General features: G+C 62.2%; 17 protein-coding genes and 1 riboswitch. Of the genes, 3 read left to right on the top strand and 14 right to left on the bottom strand.

Annotation, left to right across the window (positions count from 1 at the left end; translation table 11 throughout):
* Nucleotides 1-155: 155 nt before the first annotated feature.
* The 3 genes from KGB20_RS12315 (at nucleotide 156) to KGB20_RS12305 (ending at nucleotide 2,568) form a co-directional block, all read left to right on the top strand.
* The gene (locus KGB20_RS12315; protein WP_008051046.1) at nucleotides 156-380 is read left to right on the top strand and encodes a hypothetical protein; all 225 of its coding nucleotides are present in this window, start codon (nucleotides 156-158) and stop codon (nucleotides 378-380) included.
* Nucleotides 381-658: 278 nt separating this feature from the next.
* Entirely contained in the window at nucleotides 659-1,141 is a 483-nt protein-coding gene (locus KGB20_RS12310; RefSeq protein ID WP_007984504.1) for a hypothetical protein, read from the top strand.
* A 146-nt stretch (nucleotides 1,142-1,287) separates the two neighbouring features.
* A complete protein-coding gene (locus tag KGB20_RS12305) occupies nucleotides 1,288-2,568 on the top strand; it encodes an OmpP1/FadL family transporter (RefSeq protein ID WP_057715795.1) in 1,281 nt (426 codons plus the stop codon).
* 180 nt (nucleotides 2,569-2,748) lie between these two features.
* Here the strand turns inward: KGB20_RS12305 and KGB20_RS12300 are convergent, their stop codons facing one another.
* The 14 genes from KGB20_RS12300 to cobO all read right to left on the bottom strand — a co-directional run bounded on the left by KGB20_RS12300 (nucleotide 2,749) and on the right by cobO (nucleotide 14,306).
* Nucleotides 2,749-3,315: a glutathione peroxidase gene (locus KGB20_RS12300; protein WP_090453930.1), complete on the bottom strand. Its 567-nt coding sequence runs from the start codon at nucleotides 3,313-3,315 to the stop codon at nucleotides 2,749-2,751.
* 55 nt (nucleotides 3,316-3,370) lie between these two features.
* Nucleotides 3,371-3,493: a hypothetical protein gene (locus tag KGB20_RS29025; RefSeq protein ID WP_008051054.1), complete on the bottom strand. Its 123-nt coding sequence runs from the start codon at nucleotides 3,491-3,493 to the stop codon at nucleotides 3,371-3,373.
* A complete protein-coding gene (locus KGB20_RS12295) occupies nucleotides 3,490-4,698 on the bottom strand; it encodes an MFS transporter (RefSeq protein WP_057715797.1) in 1,209 nt (402 codons plus the stop codon). The genes KGB20_RS29025 and KGB20_RS12295 overlap by 4 nt, the downstream gene beginning before the upstream one ends.
* A 52-nt stretch (nucleotides 4,699-4,750) precedes the next feature.
* Nucleotides 4,751-5,155, bottom strand: a complete 405-nt coding sequence (locus tag KGB20_RS12290; RefSeq protein WP_154860820.1) for a MarR family winged helix-turn-helix transcriptional regulator — start codon at nucleotides 5,153-5,155, stop codon at nucleotides 4,751-4,753.
* A gap of 173 nt (nucleotides 5,156-5,328) precedes the next feature.
* On the bottom strand, nucleotides 5,329-6,060 hold the full coding sequence (locus KGB20_RS12285) for an adenosylcobinamide-GDP ribazoletransferase (protein WP_154860729.1): 732 nt from the start codon (nucleotides 6,058-6,060) through the stop codon (nucleotides 5,329-5,331).
* Between the two features lie 2 nt (nucleotides 6,061-6,062).
* Nucleotides 6,063-6,638, bottom strand: a complete 576-nt coding sequence (cobC, locus tag KGB20_RS12280) for an alpha-ribazole phosphatase family protein (RefSeq protein WP_154860730.1) — start codon at nucleotides 6,636-6,638, stop codon at nucleotides 6,063-6,065.
* On the bottom strand, nucleotides 6,635-7,690 hold the full coding sequence (gene cobT / locus KGB20_RS12275; RefSeq protein WP_154860731.1) for a nicotinate-nucleotide--dimethylbenzimidazole phosphoribosyltransferase: 1,056 nt from the start codon (nucleotides 7,688-7,690) through the stop codon (nucleotides 6,635-6,637). Before cobT ends, cobC begins: the two co-directional genes overlap by 4 nt.
* Entirely contained in the window at nucleotides 7,690-8,208 is a 519-nt protein-coding gene (gene cobU / locus KGB20_RS12270) for a bifunctional adenosylcobinamide kinase/adenosylcobinamide-phosphate guanylyltransferase (RefSeq protein ID WP_154860732.1), read from the bottom strand. The genes cobT and cobU overlap by 1 nt, the downstream gene beginning before the upstream one ends.
* Before the next feature lie 122 nt (nucleotides 8,209-8,330).
* A complete protein-coding gene (locus KGB20_RS12265; protein WP_154860733.1) occupies nucleotides 8,331-9,782 on the bottom strand; it encodes a cobyric acid synthase in 1,452 nt (483 codons plus the stop codon).
* On the bottom strand, nucleotides 9,779-10,771 hold the full coding sequence (cobD, locus tag KGB20_RS12260) for a threonine-phosphate decarboxylase CobD (protein ID WP_057715804.1): 993 nt from the start codon (nucleotides 10,769-10,771) through the stop codon (nucleotides 9,779-9,781). Before cobD ends, KGB20_RS12265 begins: the two co-directional genes overlap by 4 nt.
* A complete protein-coding gene (gene cbiB / locus KGB20_RS12255) occupies nucleotides 10,764-11,672 on the bottom strand; it encodes an adenosylcobinamide-phosphate synthase CbiB (RefSeq protein WP_154909977.1) in 909 nt (302 codons plus the stop codon). Before cbiB ends, cobD begins: the two co-directional genes overlap by 8 nt.
* Nucleotides 11,669-12,319: a 5,6-dimethylbenzimidazole synthase gene (gene bluB, locus KGB20_RS12250; protein ID WP_154860735.1), complete on the bottom strand. Its 651-nt coding sequence runs from the start codon at nucleotides 12,317-12,319 to the stop codon at nucleotides 11,669-11,671. Before bluB ends, cbiB begins: the two co-directional genes overlap by 4 nt.
* On the bottom strand, nucleotides 12,316-13,698 hold the full coding sequence (locus tag KGB20_RS12245) for a cobyrinate a,c-diamide synthase (RefSeq protein ID WP_154860736.1): 1,383 nt from the start codon (nucleotides 13,696-13,698) through the stop codon (nucleotides 12,316-12,318). The genes bluB and KGB20_RS12245 overlap by 4 nt, the downstream gene beginning before the upstream one ends.
* Nucleotides 13,695-14,306: a cob(I)yrinic acid a,c-diamide adenosyltransferase gene (gene cobO, locus KGB20_RS12240; RefSeq protein WP_057715808.1), complete on the bottom strand. Its 612-nt coding sequence runs from the start codon at nucleotides 14,304-14,306 to the stop codon at nucleotides 13,695-13,697. The genes KGB20_RS12245 and cobO overlap by 4 nt, the downstream gene beginning before the upstream one ends.
* Nucleotides 14,307-14,387: 81 nt before the next feature.
* Nucleotides 14,388-14,622: riboswitch (cobalamin riboswitch) on the bottom strand.
* Nucleotides 14,623-14,660 lie beyond the last annotated feature (38 nt).

The following is a 14,660-nucleotide window of genomic DNA, read 5'->3' as shown; positions in this document are numbered from 1 at the left end:
CCTACCTGCCAGCCCAAGCGCGCCAACTTATCAGCGCTTCAAACTGGCTGCTTTGTTCCAGTCGGGTTCTTCGTTCGATCAATGGTGATCGACGTTACTGGAACGTTTTAACGTTGCACGGTTCTTATCCGTGTCATTTGTAGGAACACCCAATAATGTCTACTCAAATCCAGACTCAGGATGCCATTCGCACCCTAACCAACGCTTTTGCACCAATGAACTGCCTGATCATGGCCGCTCGCAAAGGCTGCTTCAGCTTCACCCTGGTCAACGAACACGGCATCGCTCGTCACAGCGAACGCCTGTACCCCGATCAATACTCCAGCGCCGAGCCGCTGCAGGCCGTGATCGAGCGTACCCGTCAGGCACTGGTTGCCTGAAACGCCAGAAAGGCTGAAAAACCCAAAAGCCCTGCCCGAAAAGCGGGGCTTTTTATTGCCCGATATTTCCCTTTCCTCGAATCACGACTAAGCACGATCCGATATAACGGTTATAACTGATCGCTGGAAATATTTTAAAAACAGGCCTTTACAGCGCGAATATGACACTACACTTCAACTCAAGCGGCTTGACCCGCTTGCGGCGAGCCTGAGTCGATTCACTGCTGCCAAGCCCCCCCCTTCAGGTATCGCCGTCCATTTCAGGTTTCGAGGGTTTTATGGGTATCGCTGCCAGCGAACTGTGCCGTTATGTGATTCGTCCGACCTTGATCTACCTCGGACGCCATAGCGCTACGGCCGAATCCCTGCTGTTGGGCATTGCCGCCAGCCAGTCCGCCCTTGGTTCCGCCCTGCATGACCGCCGTGGGCACGGCCTCTACCGTATCGCCGAGCCCCGTCACCAGGCCCTTTGGGACCATTACCTGGCCCTTGATCCGGAGCGTGCGAGCCTGGTCCGCGGCCTGGCCAGTCAGCATGCGTTCCTGAGTGGCCCGCACCTCGAGTTGACCGTCAACCTGCGTTACGCCACTGCCATCGCCTGGCTGCTGGTGGAAGAACAGAACACCCCCCTCCCCGCCCCTGATGATTTGCTGGGTATGGCCAGAATCTGGCGCCAGACATTTCAGCCCCAGGGACGTCTGCGTGATTTCACCTGCGCCTGGCAAACCTGTGTTTCACCGTTGAATCAGGTAGCCTGCTGACACACCTGGATCCAAAGATCGCTCAACACGCCGCGATTTTGGTCGGATTGTCCTACAAAACCGCTCTAAATCAAGGCATACAGCCTATGGCGCCGGGACGAAAATGTTGGTAATTTTCGCCCCGGTGATCACCAGGAGTTCTAATAATGAAAAAAGTAATGCTCAAAACCACCATTAGTCTCGCCGTTGCCATGGCATCCACCCAGATCTTTGCAAGTGGCTTTGCCCTCAACGAACAAAGCATCAGCGGGATGGGGTCAGGTTTTGCCGGGCGATCTTCCTCTGCCGACGACGCATCCACCATTTTTGGCAACCCTGCCGGCATGTCGCGCATCAAGCGCGAACAAGTCACCGGCGGTGTTGCGATGATCGACGCACACACTGACATCAGCCACGCAAGCTCCTCCCCGAACAATCGTGGCAGCAATGACGGCGACATGGTTCCGTTCATCGCCGTGCCCATGGGTTACTACGTCAAGCCAATCGACGACCATTGGGCCTTCGGTATTGGCATATACGCCCCGTTCGGCCTGGTAACCGACTACGAAAACGGCTTTGAGGGTCGTTACTTCGGCAGCAAGAGCGAAGTCAAGATCGTCACCGTGCAACCGACTGTCAGCTACGCCTTCAACGACAAGGTTTCCATCGGTTTCGGCCCGACCATCAACCGCATCGACGGCAGCCTGGAATCGAACATAACGGCCTTGCCGACCTTAACGAATTTGCCCGATGGTCATGTCAAGATCAAGGGTGACGACACCGCCCTGGGCTACAACATCGGCGTGCTGGTCCAAGCCACCGACAGCACCCGTGTCGGCCTGACCTACCACTCGAAAGTGAAGTACAAGCTCGAGGGTGACACCAAGGTCAACTACAACCTGCTGGGTCTGGTCGGCCAGAACCCGAGCCAGAAATACGACGCTTCGCTGGATGTGACCACGCCTGAATCGGTGGACTTTTCGGTCACTCACCAGCTCGACGACAAGTGGACTCTTTACGCAGGCAGCACCTGGACCCGCTGGAGCCGCCTGAAAGAAATCACCGTTGAAAACACAGGTGTTCCGGCGGTTCTGAACGGCCAGTTCGGCACCATCACCGAAGAACAGAACTGGCACGATACCTGGGCTCACGCCATCGGCGCGTCCTACCAGTTGAACAAGCAATGGGTACTGCGTACCGGCCTGTCCGTTGACCAGGCACCGACCAACAACGTCGACCGTTCCCCACGCATCCCGACTGGCGATCGCACGATTTTCAGCGTGGGCGCCGGCTGGAGCCCAACCGACGACCTGACCATCGACCTGGCGTACTCGTACCTGCGCGAGGAGTCGGTGAAGGTCAACGGCGACGACCATGGCCAGACCTACAACGCCAAGTATGACAACTACGCGAACGGCTTCGGTCTCGGTGCGACCTACCGCTTCTGATGATTCCCGGCGAGCCTGAACCGCTCGCCATCGGAATCAAAAAAGCCCCGCTCTCCTCACGGAGGCGGGGCTTTTCATTTGTAGGAACGAGCCTGCTGGCGATGAACGCGAACGATGACGCGTACTTTCAGGATTTACGAGACGCCTTGAGGTTTTCGCGAGCAAGCTCGCTCCTACAGGTCAGGGGGTCGAAACAAGTGGTGGCGAAGCCAGGGCCTTTTCCACCGCCGCAATGAACTCGGGATCGTCCGGCTTGGTCAGGCTGGAGAAATTGGCGACCACCTTGCCTTGGCGGTCCACCACATACTTGTAGAAATTCCACTTCGGCGCGCTGCTTTGACTGGCGAGGACCTTGAACAAGTGCGTCGCATCGTCGCCGCGAACCCTTTGCGGCTCGGTCATGGTGAAGGTCACACCATAGTTGACGTAGCAGACCTTGGCAGTCTCGGCGCCATCCTTCGACTCCTGCTTGAAGTCATTGGACGGAACGCCAATTACCTCCAGCCCTTGATCCTTGAAGCGCTGGTTCAGCGCCTCAAGGCCTTTGAACTGCGGAGCAAAGCCACAGAAGCTTGCGGTATTGACCACCACCAACGGTTTACCGGCGAAGCGCTGGCACAAATCGATGGATTCCTTGGCGCGCAGCTTTTGCAGTGATCCTTGCAACAGCTCCGGGCACTCGGCCGCGTAGGCCAGCCCGGTAAACGCCACCAGCAACGCGGGAACTGCAATCCAGCGCATCAGCATGTCGGTGCACCCTTGATAATTCGTCAAAAGCGACGTTACTCGCCCTCGCCGCTCGCTAGCAAGCACCCATGCCCAACTGCATCAGCGCCAGCCCGCCCTGATGCCAGCCCCACCACGACAACGCCAGCAATAAGGCGCAGACGGCGGCTACAGCGATCCGTGGCCAAAGGTTGTTCATATCGCACTCATTTGTGATTGCAGACGCTCTACCGGCCGCTCACGCACCGGCCAGTTGAGGGCAGCGGCCAACAGGCTCAAGAGAATCGCCACTTGCCAGATCAAGTCATAACTCCCGGTTCGGTCATACACCACGCCACCCAACCAGCCGCCCAGGAACGAACCGAGTTGGTGAAACAGGAAAACAATCCCGCCGAGCATGGACAGGTTTCGCACACCAAACAAGGTCGCCACCGTACCGTTGGTCAATGGCACCGTCGACAGCCACAAAAAACCCATGGCCATGCCGAACAGATAAGCCGTGGTGGTGGTCACCGGTGCCCACAGGAACAACGCAATGACCACCGCCCGCAGCAAGTACAACCCGGTGAGTAAACGCGGCTTGGACATGCGCCCGCCGAGCCATCCCGCGGTATAGGTGCCGAAGATGTTGAACAGGCCGATCAGTGCCAGCACCGTGGTGCCGACCGTCGCCGGAAGGTGTTGATCCACCAGATAGGCCGGCAGGTGCACACCGATGAACACCACCTGGAATCCGCACACGAAAAAGCCGAACGCCAGCAACCAGAAGCCGGAATGGGAGCAGGCTTCGCGCAGCGCTTCGCCAAGGGTCTGTTCGTGGCCCAGGACGGGCAGCGGCTTGTCCTTGAGCATGCCAACCAGCGGCACGATCAACGCCACCAGCAAGCCCAGCGCCAGCAGCGCCGCGGACCAGCCAAGCCATCCGATCAAACCGAGCGTGCCGGGCAACATCGCGAACTGGCCGAACGAACCGGCCGCACTCGCGATCCCCATGCCCATGCTGCGTTTTTCCGGTGGCACCGCGCGGCCGACCACCCCCAGGATCACCGAGAACGACGTACCCGACAGTCCGATGCCGATCAGCAGGCCGGCGCTCAGGGACAGGGTCATCGCCGAGTCGGAGAGCCCCATGCAAATCAGCCCGGCCGCGTACAGGACGCCACCGATCAGCACCACTTTCGCTGCGCCGAAGCGGTCGGCCAGGGCACCGGTGAATGGCTGGGCGAGGCCCCAGATCAGGTTTTGCAGGGCGATGGCGAAGGCAAAGACTTCACGGCCCCAACCGAACTCGGCGCTCATCGGCGCCAGAAACAGCCCGAAGCCATGGCGAACCCCCAGAGACAACGCAAGGATCAGCGCACTCCCCAACAGAACCCAGCCGCAAGTACGCCACATCGATGTCATTGTTGTTCTCCAATAGCGGGTATATACCCGCTTAAGATCGAAAAAACCGGCATCATGCCAGTTCGTCCAGCAGCTTCAATAAGGTTTCACGCTTCTCGGCGCCCAGGCGATCGATCATGCGTTGCTGTGCGGCTTCCCAGGCTGGCAAGGCCGCCTTGAGACGCTCTGCCCCGGCCTCGGTCAGCAGGACGATGCGATTGCGCATGTCCTCGCCCTCGACCAGCGTCACCAGGCCATCACCCTCCAGCACCCGCAAATTGCGCCCCAGGGTGCTGCGGTCCAGGCCCATGGCCTCGGCCAGGGTCGAGATGCTCGGCTGATCCAGACGCTGCAGATTGCACAGCAAAGAATACTGCGCAACGTTGATCCCGAAGCCGTCGAGAGCGCCGTCGTAGTGCCTGCTGACGCCACGGGCGGCGCGACGCAGGTTGATGCATAAACATTGGGAATCGAGCATGGTGCGTGTATATACCCGCGAGTCGGTTAAATCAAGTGGCATGGGGTTTGTTCAGTGATTGGGCGGTGTCCTGTAGATCGCCATCGCGAGCAAGCTCGCTCCCACAGTTGATCGCATTCCAATGTGGGAGCGGGCTTGCCCGCGAAGAAGCCGGAACATTCAACACAACCCGATCAGGCCAACGCCAAGCCTACCAGCACTGCAACTTCCAGCAACTCCAGCATCGCGCCCGCCGTGTCCCCTGTCGTGCCCCCCAGGCGCCGCAACATCACCTGGCGCAGCCAGACAAACCCCAGCGCCGCCAACACCACCGCCAGCGCTCCACTGACGCCGGCGATCAACACACAAGCCAATGCGCTGACCGCCAACACCTGCTTGCCCGGCGAACGCGGAAGATGATCGGCCAATGCCTGGCCCAGGCCACCGGCACGCACATAGGGCGTAGTCAGGAACAAGCCGAGCAATGCGCTGCGACCGATCAACGGCACGATGATCAAGGCCAGCGAATGCGGCTGCTCGATCAACGCCAGCAGTGCGGTGAATTTAAGCAACAACACCAGCACCAGCGTCACCACGGCGATCGGCCCGCTGCGCGGGTCTTTCATGATGGTCAGCGTGCGCTCACGGTCGCCAAAACCACCGAGCCAGGCATCGGCGCTGTCCGCCAGGCCATCGAGGTGCAAGCCGCCGCTGAGCAGCACCCAAAGGCTCAGCAACAACGCCGCGTGCAGCAACGTCGGCGTGCCCAGCAGCAGCCAGTTAACCGCCCACAGAATCGCGCCAAAGAGTAATCCCACCAGCGGATAAAACAGCAACGACCGCCCCAGTTCCCGGGGCTCAGGCATTCCGGGCAGGCGAATCGGCAGACTGCTGAGAAATTGCAGGGCGATCCAGAATGGCAGCATGGTCAGAGCACTTCCTTCAACGAGCCCGCAGGCTCCACCGTCAGCGAAAACAGCGCGCCATGCCCGACCTCAACGTTGAGCAGTTGCTCCCGTGGCAGCCCGCGCGCCTGTGCCAGCAACAGACGCATCACACCGCCATGGCTGATCAGCAGAATGCGCTCACCGGCACAGGTCGCGTGCAAACGCTCCAGCGCTGCCAGCACCCGTGCCGAAAAGTCTGCAACCGGCTCACCCTGAGGCGGCGTGAACGAATAGGGATCGGCCCAGAACAAACCCAGGGCCTGCGCGTCGGTTTCCATCAACGCCGCCGCGCTCTGTCCTTCCCAAGCGCCGAAATGCAACTCCTGCAGGTCTTTGTCCAGTTGCACCGGAATACCCAGTTGCGCAGCGAGTTCCTCGGCAAACAGCGCACAACGCTGCAACGGCGAACTGACCAGCCGGTCCCACGGACCTTGCCCGACCACGGCGACGCGCATCTGCGCCCAGCCCGTGTCGGTCAACGCATCATCGATGCTGCCGCGCAAGCCGCCGCCAAGTTCGGTTTCACCGTGACGCAACAGATCCACGCGCAAGGTCATGCCGGACGATCTGCCACGGCGGCTTCGGCAAAGGTCGCCATCTGCCCGTGCAGGTCGCAAGCCAGGCGCAGCAGCGGCACAGCCAACGCCGCACCACTGCCTTCGCCAAGCCGCAGGCCGAGATCGAGCAAGGGTTGTGCATCCAGGGTTTCCAGTACATGACGATGCCCCGGCTCGGCGCCGCGATGACCGAACAACAGCCACTGACGACACTCTGGATTCAAGCGCACCGCAACCAGTGCCGCGACGCTGCAAATGAAGCCGTCCACCAGCACCGCGACACCTGCCTGGGCACACGCAAGATAGGCACCGACCAGCGCGGCGATCTCAAAGCCGCCGAGGTTGAACAGGGTCTGCAAGGCATCGCCACGCTGCGCGCCATGCAATGCCAGGGCGCGCTCGATGACCTGGGCCTTGTGGCTGACACCTTCGGCATTGAGCCCGGTGCCAGGACCGGTCAGATGCACCACCGGACAATCGAGTAGCGCACACGCCAATGCACTGGCAGCGGTGGTGTTACCGATGCCCATTTCGCCACCGATAAACAACTGCGCACCGGTGGCAATTGCCCGCTGCACGCTGTCACGACCGGCCTGCAAGGCGAGTTGCCCCTGGGCCTGGGTCATGGCCGGTCCCTGTACAAAATTCGCCGTTCCCGGGCCGACATTCAGATGACACACGCCCGGCAGGTTCAGCGACGGCGTCACCGTGCCAAGATCCACCACCTCAAGGGAAGCGCCCAGTTGCCGCGCCAGCACGCTGATCGCCGCGCCACCGCTGACGAAGTTGAGCAGCATCTGCCCGGTGACTTCCTGGGGAAACGCCGACACGCCCTCGGCGACGACGCCATGGTCGCCGGCAAAAATCGCGATCCACACCTGCTCCAGGCTTGGCTTGACCCGCCCCTGCAATCCCGCCAGCTGCACCGCCACCGCTTCCAGCTGACCGAGGGAGCCGGCCGGCTTGGTCAGTTGCTGTTGCCGCGCCTGGGCCTGTTCGACCGCTTGGGTATCGACCGGCTTGCACGGGTTCAGCCACCAGGATTGAGTCATTACGCAGTTCCTTTCAGAGTCAGGGGCAGGCCGGCGACGGTCAGGACGACACGCTGACAACGCTCAGCCAGAGCTTGATGCAGCCAACCGGCTTCATCGACATAGCGGCGAGTCAATTCGCCCAGCGGCACGACACCCATGCCGGTCTCGTTGCTGACAAAAATGATTTCACCCGGCAGCGACGCCAGGCAGTCCAGCAAGGCATCACGCTCGGCGTGCAAGCGCTCGGTATCGTCGAGCATCAGCAGATTGGTCAGCCACAGGGTCAGGCAATCCACCAGCAGGCAGCGGTCGACACCGGCGGACTCACGCAGCACCCGGGCCAGTTCCACCGGTTCTTCGATCAAGGCCCATTCGGCAGGACGACGGGCGCGGTGATGGGCCACCCGCTCGCTCATTTCTCCGTCCAGTGGCTGGCTGGTGGCGATGTAGGTCACGGCCAGGGCGCTGTCGATGGCGAGTTTTTCAGCCAGGCGACTCTTGCCGGAACGGGCGCCGCCGAGGATCAGTTGGAGCATGGTTACATCCTTTCAAATGGGCGGTGTGGCCACTTCAGTCTTCGCGAGCAAGCCCGCTCCCACATTAGAACGCGGTCAACTGTGGGAGCGGGCTTGCTCGCGAAGAGGCCAGAGCTTTCAACTCAAAATCCACAGAGCTGCCGCAACAGCCCGGTATCCAGATGCTTCTCCACCAGATCAGCCAGCCGCTCGATATCACGCTCGCGCAAGGCGTGGTAATCCACGGCCTGCACATCCTGCAACCCGGCCCAGCGCAGCAGTGCACTGCACGCCGCCGGCGATTCGAACAGCCCGTGCAGGTAGGTGCCGAAAATCTGCCCGTCGGCACTTTGCGCACCATCACCGCGGCCGTCATCCAGATGCACGGCGGCATGTTCCAGGGCCGGTCCGGTGGTCACGCCGGCATGAATTTCATAACCCGCCACCGGCGCATCTTCCAGCGCCAGGCGACCACGCACATTGCGCAATTGCTTCTCCTGTTCGAGCTGGGTCTGGAACGCCAGCAGCCCCAAACCGGCACTGGAACCCGGCGCACCTTCGAGGCCCAGCGGGTCATGTACCTGCTCACCGAGCATCTGCAGGCCGCCACAGATCCCCAGCAGTTTCCCGCCGTAACGCAGATGCCGGGCGATGGCGGTGTCCCAGCCGTTGGCCCGCAGGTACGCGAGGTCGCTGCGCACACTTTTCGAGCCGGGAAGGATGATCAGGTCGGCGGGCGGAATCGCCTGGCCGGGGCCGATGAATTGCAGGTCCACTTGCGGATGCAGGCGCAGCGGATCGAAATCGGTGTGATTGCTGATGCGCGGCAGCACCGGCACCACCACCTTGAGCACCTGTTCGGCTTTATCGGTCTGGCGTTGATCGATGCCGTCCTCGGCCTCCAGGTGCAGATCCATCACGTATGGCAGCACGCCGATCACCGGTTTGCCGGTGCGCTCTTCAAGCCAGTCGAGACCGGGTTGCAGCAACGCGATATCGCCACGGAAACGATTGATGATGAAGCCTTTGACCCGCGCCTGCTCACTCGGCGACAGCAGTTCGAGGGTGCCTACCAGATGGGCAAAAACCCCGCCGCGATTGATATCGGCGATCAGCAGCACCGGGCAATCCACCGCTTCGGCGAAGCCCATGTTGGCGATGTCCCCGGCCCGCAGATTGATTTCCGCCGGCGAGCCCGCACCCTCGACCATCACCAGCGGATACGCCGCGCTCAAGCGCTCGTGGGAGGCCAGCACCGCTTGCATGGCGATGGTTTTGTAGTCGTGATAGGCGACCGCATTCATGGTCGTGACAGCGCGGCCATGGATGATCACCTGGGCACCGGTGTCACTGTTGGGCTTGAGCAACACCGGGTTCATGTCGGTGTGCGGTTCGAGGTGCGCGGCCTGGGCCTGTACCGCCTGGGCGCGGCCGATCTCGCCACCGTCGGCGGTCACCGCACTGTTGAGGGCCATGTTCTGTGGCTTGAACGGCACCACCCTGACGCCCTGACGCGTGACCCAGCGGCACAACGCGGTTACCAGCGTGCTCTTACCGGCATCCGATGTGGTGCCCTGCACCATCAGCGTGGTCATTGGTTTTCCTTGGCGAAATCGTCGAACGCCAGCGCCAGTCGTACCCAGGCGATTTCGTCACCGGGCAAGCCGAATCGCAGGCTGCTGTTGTGCGTGAACAACCGCAGGAGAATGCCGCGCCGGGCCATGAATTCATGCAGCTCTTCGGCGCGCTCGGTGATCAGCCACTGGAACAGCGCACAACCGCCCTGGGGCTCGAAGCCGTGCTGTTCGAGCAACGACGCAAGGCGCTCGCTGGCCTCTTCGGTGCGCACCCGTTGCCGCGTTTGTCCCTCGGTATCGCGCAGACAGGCCTGGCCCACTACCCGGGTTGCCCCGCTCACAGCCCACGGCCCCACTTGTTCTGCCAGCAACTTGAGCAGCTTGCGCTCGGCCAGCACAAACCCCAGGCGCACACCGGCCAGGCCGAAAAACTTGCCGAAGGAACGCAAGACGATCAATCCGACTTGATGGGCAAACGGCGCCAGACTCAGTTGCGGCGTGTTATCCATGAACGCTTCGTCCACCACCAGCCAGCCACCGCGCTGCGCCAGTCGCGTGTGCCAGTCGAGCAGCCGACTGGGGGTGAGGCTCAGGCCCGTGGGGTTATTCGGATTGACTACCACCAGCACGTCGAAACTGTCGATAAAGAAGTCGACTTCCTGCTCCAGCACTTCACGCACGATGTAGCCGTTGCGACGCCACGCTTCGGCGTGCTCGGCATAACACGGCGACAGTACGCCGACTTTGCCCGCCCGACGCAATCGCGGCAGCAGTTGAATCGCCATTTGCGAGCCGGCCACCGGCAATGCCTGCAAGGTGCCGTAGTAATCACAGGCGGCCTGCTCCAGACCGTCGTCCGTCTCCGGCAAACGGGCCCAGGCCCGCAGCGGAATATCCGGCACCGGAAACGGCCAGGGCGCAAGGCCGGTGGACAGGTCCAGCCAGTCGGCTTCATCTATGCCGTATTCGAGCGCCGCCTTGCGCAGTCGCCCACCGTGCTCAAGCATAAAATTCGGCCCCCAGGCAGAGAATCAGCAGCCATAACCATACCCCGCGCTGGACCAATTGCCAGCCCCGGTCAATCGAGTCGGCATCCGCCGGCACACCTTCGCCCAACTGCGGACGCTGATGCAGTTCGCCGTGATAAATCGCCGCCCCACCCAATTCGACACCAAGGGCACCCGCCCCTGCCGCCATCACCGGGCCGGCGTTCGGGCTATCCCAGGTCGGGGCCTGGGTGCGCCAGCATTTCAATGCCAGCCGGGTTTTGCCCAGCAGCGCGTATGTCAGTGCCACCAGGCGCGCAGGAATGTAATTGAGCACATCGTCGACCTTCGCCGCCGCCCAGCCGAACCGTTCGAAGCGCTCATTGCGATAACCCCACATCGCATCCAGCGTATTGCTCAGGCGGTAGAGCACCACGCCCGGCGCGCCCGCCACGGCAAACCAGAACAACGCCGCGAACACCGCATCGCTGCCGTTTTCCAGCACCGACTCGGTAGCGGCACGGGCGACTTCGGTTTCATCCAGTTCGCTGGTCTGGCGACTGACCAGATAGCCCACCCGGGTGCGCGCCGCTTCCAGGTCATTACTGCGCAGGGCCTTGGCCACAGGCGTGACGTGCTCACCGAGGCTGCGCATGCCGAGGGCGCAATAGAGCGCGAGAATCTCGACGATCCAGCCGACATAAGGCGCCCAGGAGAATGCCGTGGCCAGCAGCGTCAGTGGCAACACGGCAATCACCCACGCGGTGACGCCATGGCTGCGCCAGCCGCGACCGCCGCCGTTGAAACGTTGCTCGATGCGCTCGGCAAAACGGCCGAACGCCACCAGCGGATGCCAGCGTTTGGGTTCACCCAGCAGCGCATCCAGCGCAACCGCGGCGACACTCAACAACGCCACACTCATTGACTCACTCCCCAATAATTTTCATACAGCAATTCATGTAGCGGACGCGCCTGCGCCCAGCCTTCGAGCACCAGCATCGGCGCCGGGTAGAACTCTTTGACCGGCCCCAGGCACAGCACGGCCAATGGCTTGGCACCCGGCGGCAACCTCAACAGGTCCGCCAGTGCCTGTGGTTCGAACAGCGACACCCACCCCATGCCCAGCCCTTCGGCACGGGACGCCAGCCACAGGTTCTGGATCGCGCAGGACAACGAAGCCATGTCCATTTCCGGCAGCGTGCGGCGGCCGAAGATATGCTGCTCGCGGTCGTCCATCAGTGCGGCGACCAGCACCTCGGCGCAATCGTTGATGCCTTCCACCTTGAGCTTCATGAACTCATCGCTGCGCTCGCCAAGGGCTTCGGCGGTGCGAATGCGCTCTTCTTCTACCAGGGCCTGGATTTGCCCGCGCAAGGCGCGATCGCTGATGCGAATGAAGCGCCAGGGCTGCATCAGGCCGACACTGGGGGCCTGATGCGCGGCTTCGAGCAGACGACGGAGCAATTCGGGCTCGACGGCGCCGCCGCTGAAGTGGCGCATGTCGCGGCGCTCGGCAATGGCGCGGTACACCGCCGTGCGCTCGGCTTCGGAGAATGCGTTGTCGCTCATGGCCGCTTCGCGAGCAAGCCCGCTCCCACATTTGAAACGCAATCCCCTGTGGGAGCGGGCTTGCTCGCGAAGGCGGCTTCAAGGTCAGGCGCAAACAGCGCGGCAATCGCCGAGGGGTTCGACGGAAAATAAAAGTGCACGTAAGAGGCAGTCATCCGCCCCTCACGGTAGACCGCCTCCGCTCCACGCCCGCCGTTAGGGCTCAAGCCACGGGCAATCGGCGCCAGTTCAGTGGTGGTCAGCGAATGGTGATAGGTGTGCCCGCGCAGCGAGCCTTCCGGCAGTTCCACCGCTTGCAAAGCCAGCGCTGCCAGTCGCTTTTGCATGACCGCATCACCGGCCAGCAAGCCAACCAGTTCGGCGCGAGTGCCTTCGACATCGGTCAGGGAGTCGAGCAGATACAGCATGCCGCCACACTCGGCGAGCAACGGTTTGCCTGCCCGGTGGTGGGCGCGGATCGCATCGAGCATCGCGGTGTTTTGCGCCAGTGCAACGTGGTGCAGCTCCGGGTAGCCGCCCGGCAGATACAGGCTGTCCGCCTGCGGCAACGCACGGTCGCGGATCGGCGAGAAGAATGACAACTCGGCGCCCATCGCCCGCAGCAGATCCAGGCTCGCGCCGTAGGTGAACGCAAAGGCTTCATCGCGGGCGACGGCAATGCGTACACCGGCCAGCAGTGGTTCGGCCACGATGACATCAGGTGCGGCGAATTCGACTGCCGGTGGCAGCGCGACCTCGCAACTGCTGGCCAGGGCATCGGCTGCCGCGTCGAGGCGCAGGTCGAGATCGTTCAACTCACTGGCCTGCACCAGCCCCAGGTGCCGACTCGGCAGTTCGATCCCGGTTTCCCGGGACAGCGCGCCGTACCAGCGCAAACCCTCAGTCAGGCTACCTTCGAGCAGTTGCGCATGGCGCAGCGTGCCGACACGATTGGCCAGCACGCCGGCGAATGGCAAGTCCGGCTGATAACGCGCCAGCCCCAGGGCCAATGCGCCAAAGGTCTGGGCCATGGCGGTGCCATCGATCACCCCCAGCACCGGCACACCGAAATGCCGCGCCAGATCGGCGCTCGACGGCGTACCGTCGAACAACCCCATGACGCCTTCGATCAGGATCAAGTCGGCTTCAGCGGCGGCTTCCCACAGCAACCGGCGACTCTCCTGCTCGCCGACCATCCACATGTCCAACTGATACACCGGCGCACCGCTGGCGCGCTCGAGGATCATCGGATCGAGAAAGTCGGGCCCGCACTTGAACACTCGGACCTTGCGCCCCTGATTGCGATGCAATCGGGCCAGTGCCGCGGTGACGGTAGTCTTGCCCTGGCCAGAGGCCGGCGCGGCAATCAGTACCGCCGGACAGTGCCGAGGCTGACTCACAATTCGACGCCTTTCTGCGCTTTGATCCCGGCTTGGAAGGCGTGCTTGATCACGCCCATTTCGGTGACGGTGTCAGCCATCTCGATCATCTCCGGCTTGGCGGCACGACCGGTGACCACCACGTGTTGCATCGGCGGTCGGGCCTGCAAGTCGCTGAGCACCTGATCGAGATCGAGGTAGCCGTGCTTGAGGGCGATGTTCAGCTCATCGAGCACCACCAGACCGATGGACGGATCGCGCAGCAGTTGCTGCGACACCGCCCAGGCCGCTTCGGCGGCGGCGATGTCGCGCTGGCGGTCCTGGGTTTCCCAGGTAAAGCCTTCGCCCATCACATGAAAACGCACCTGCTCGGGAAAGCGCCGGAAGAACAACTCCTCCCCCGTACTGTTGCGGCCCTTGATGAACTGCACCACGCCGCATTGCATGCCGTGCCCCATGGCGCGGGCAAGCATGCCGAAGGCCGAACTGCTCTTGCCCTTGCCGTTGCCGGTCAGCACCAGCAGCAGGCCACACTCGTTTGGGGAATTGGCGATGCGCTCGTCGATCACGGCTTTTTTGCGCTGCATGCGCGCCAGGTGGCGTTCGTCACGATCGGGGGTATCAGTCATGGGGGAGCTCTCCGTTGAGGCAGGAATAACGGCGGGCAGGCACAAGAATAGAAGGCAACAAGCCTGGCATCGCCCACCGTGATGCCGCTGGATGAATCAGGCCGGTCTCCGGGCTCATGAGTGGCCGCGGGGCCAGACCGTGCGCCTTCCCGCATCAAATCGACACAGTGGCATCACACACAGTTTTCACTCATTTACCGTTGCGGGGGCAGCGCCGGAATTGCGGGCCTTCAACCAACAGAAGGACTCACTCACCGGCTTCCCTGTTTCACTCTGTCGACCCAAGCCACAGAGCACCTGAAACAAGCCGCGAAGGTTAGAGGGTTGGGGGTGGAGCGTCAATTAAAGCCGGGA

This window comes from Pseudomonas sp. BF-R-30 (assembly GCF_019956175.1).
Taxonomy (GTDB): domain Bacteria; phylum Pseudomonadota; class Gammaproteobacteria; order Pseudomonadales; family Pseudomonadaceae; genus Aquipseudomonas; species Aquipseudomonas jessenii.
The sequence above is the reverse complement of the archived record's forward strand: the minus strand, read 5'-3'. Positions and strand labels throughout refer to the sequence as shown.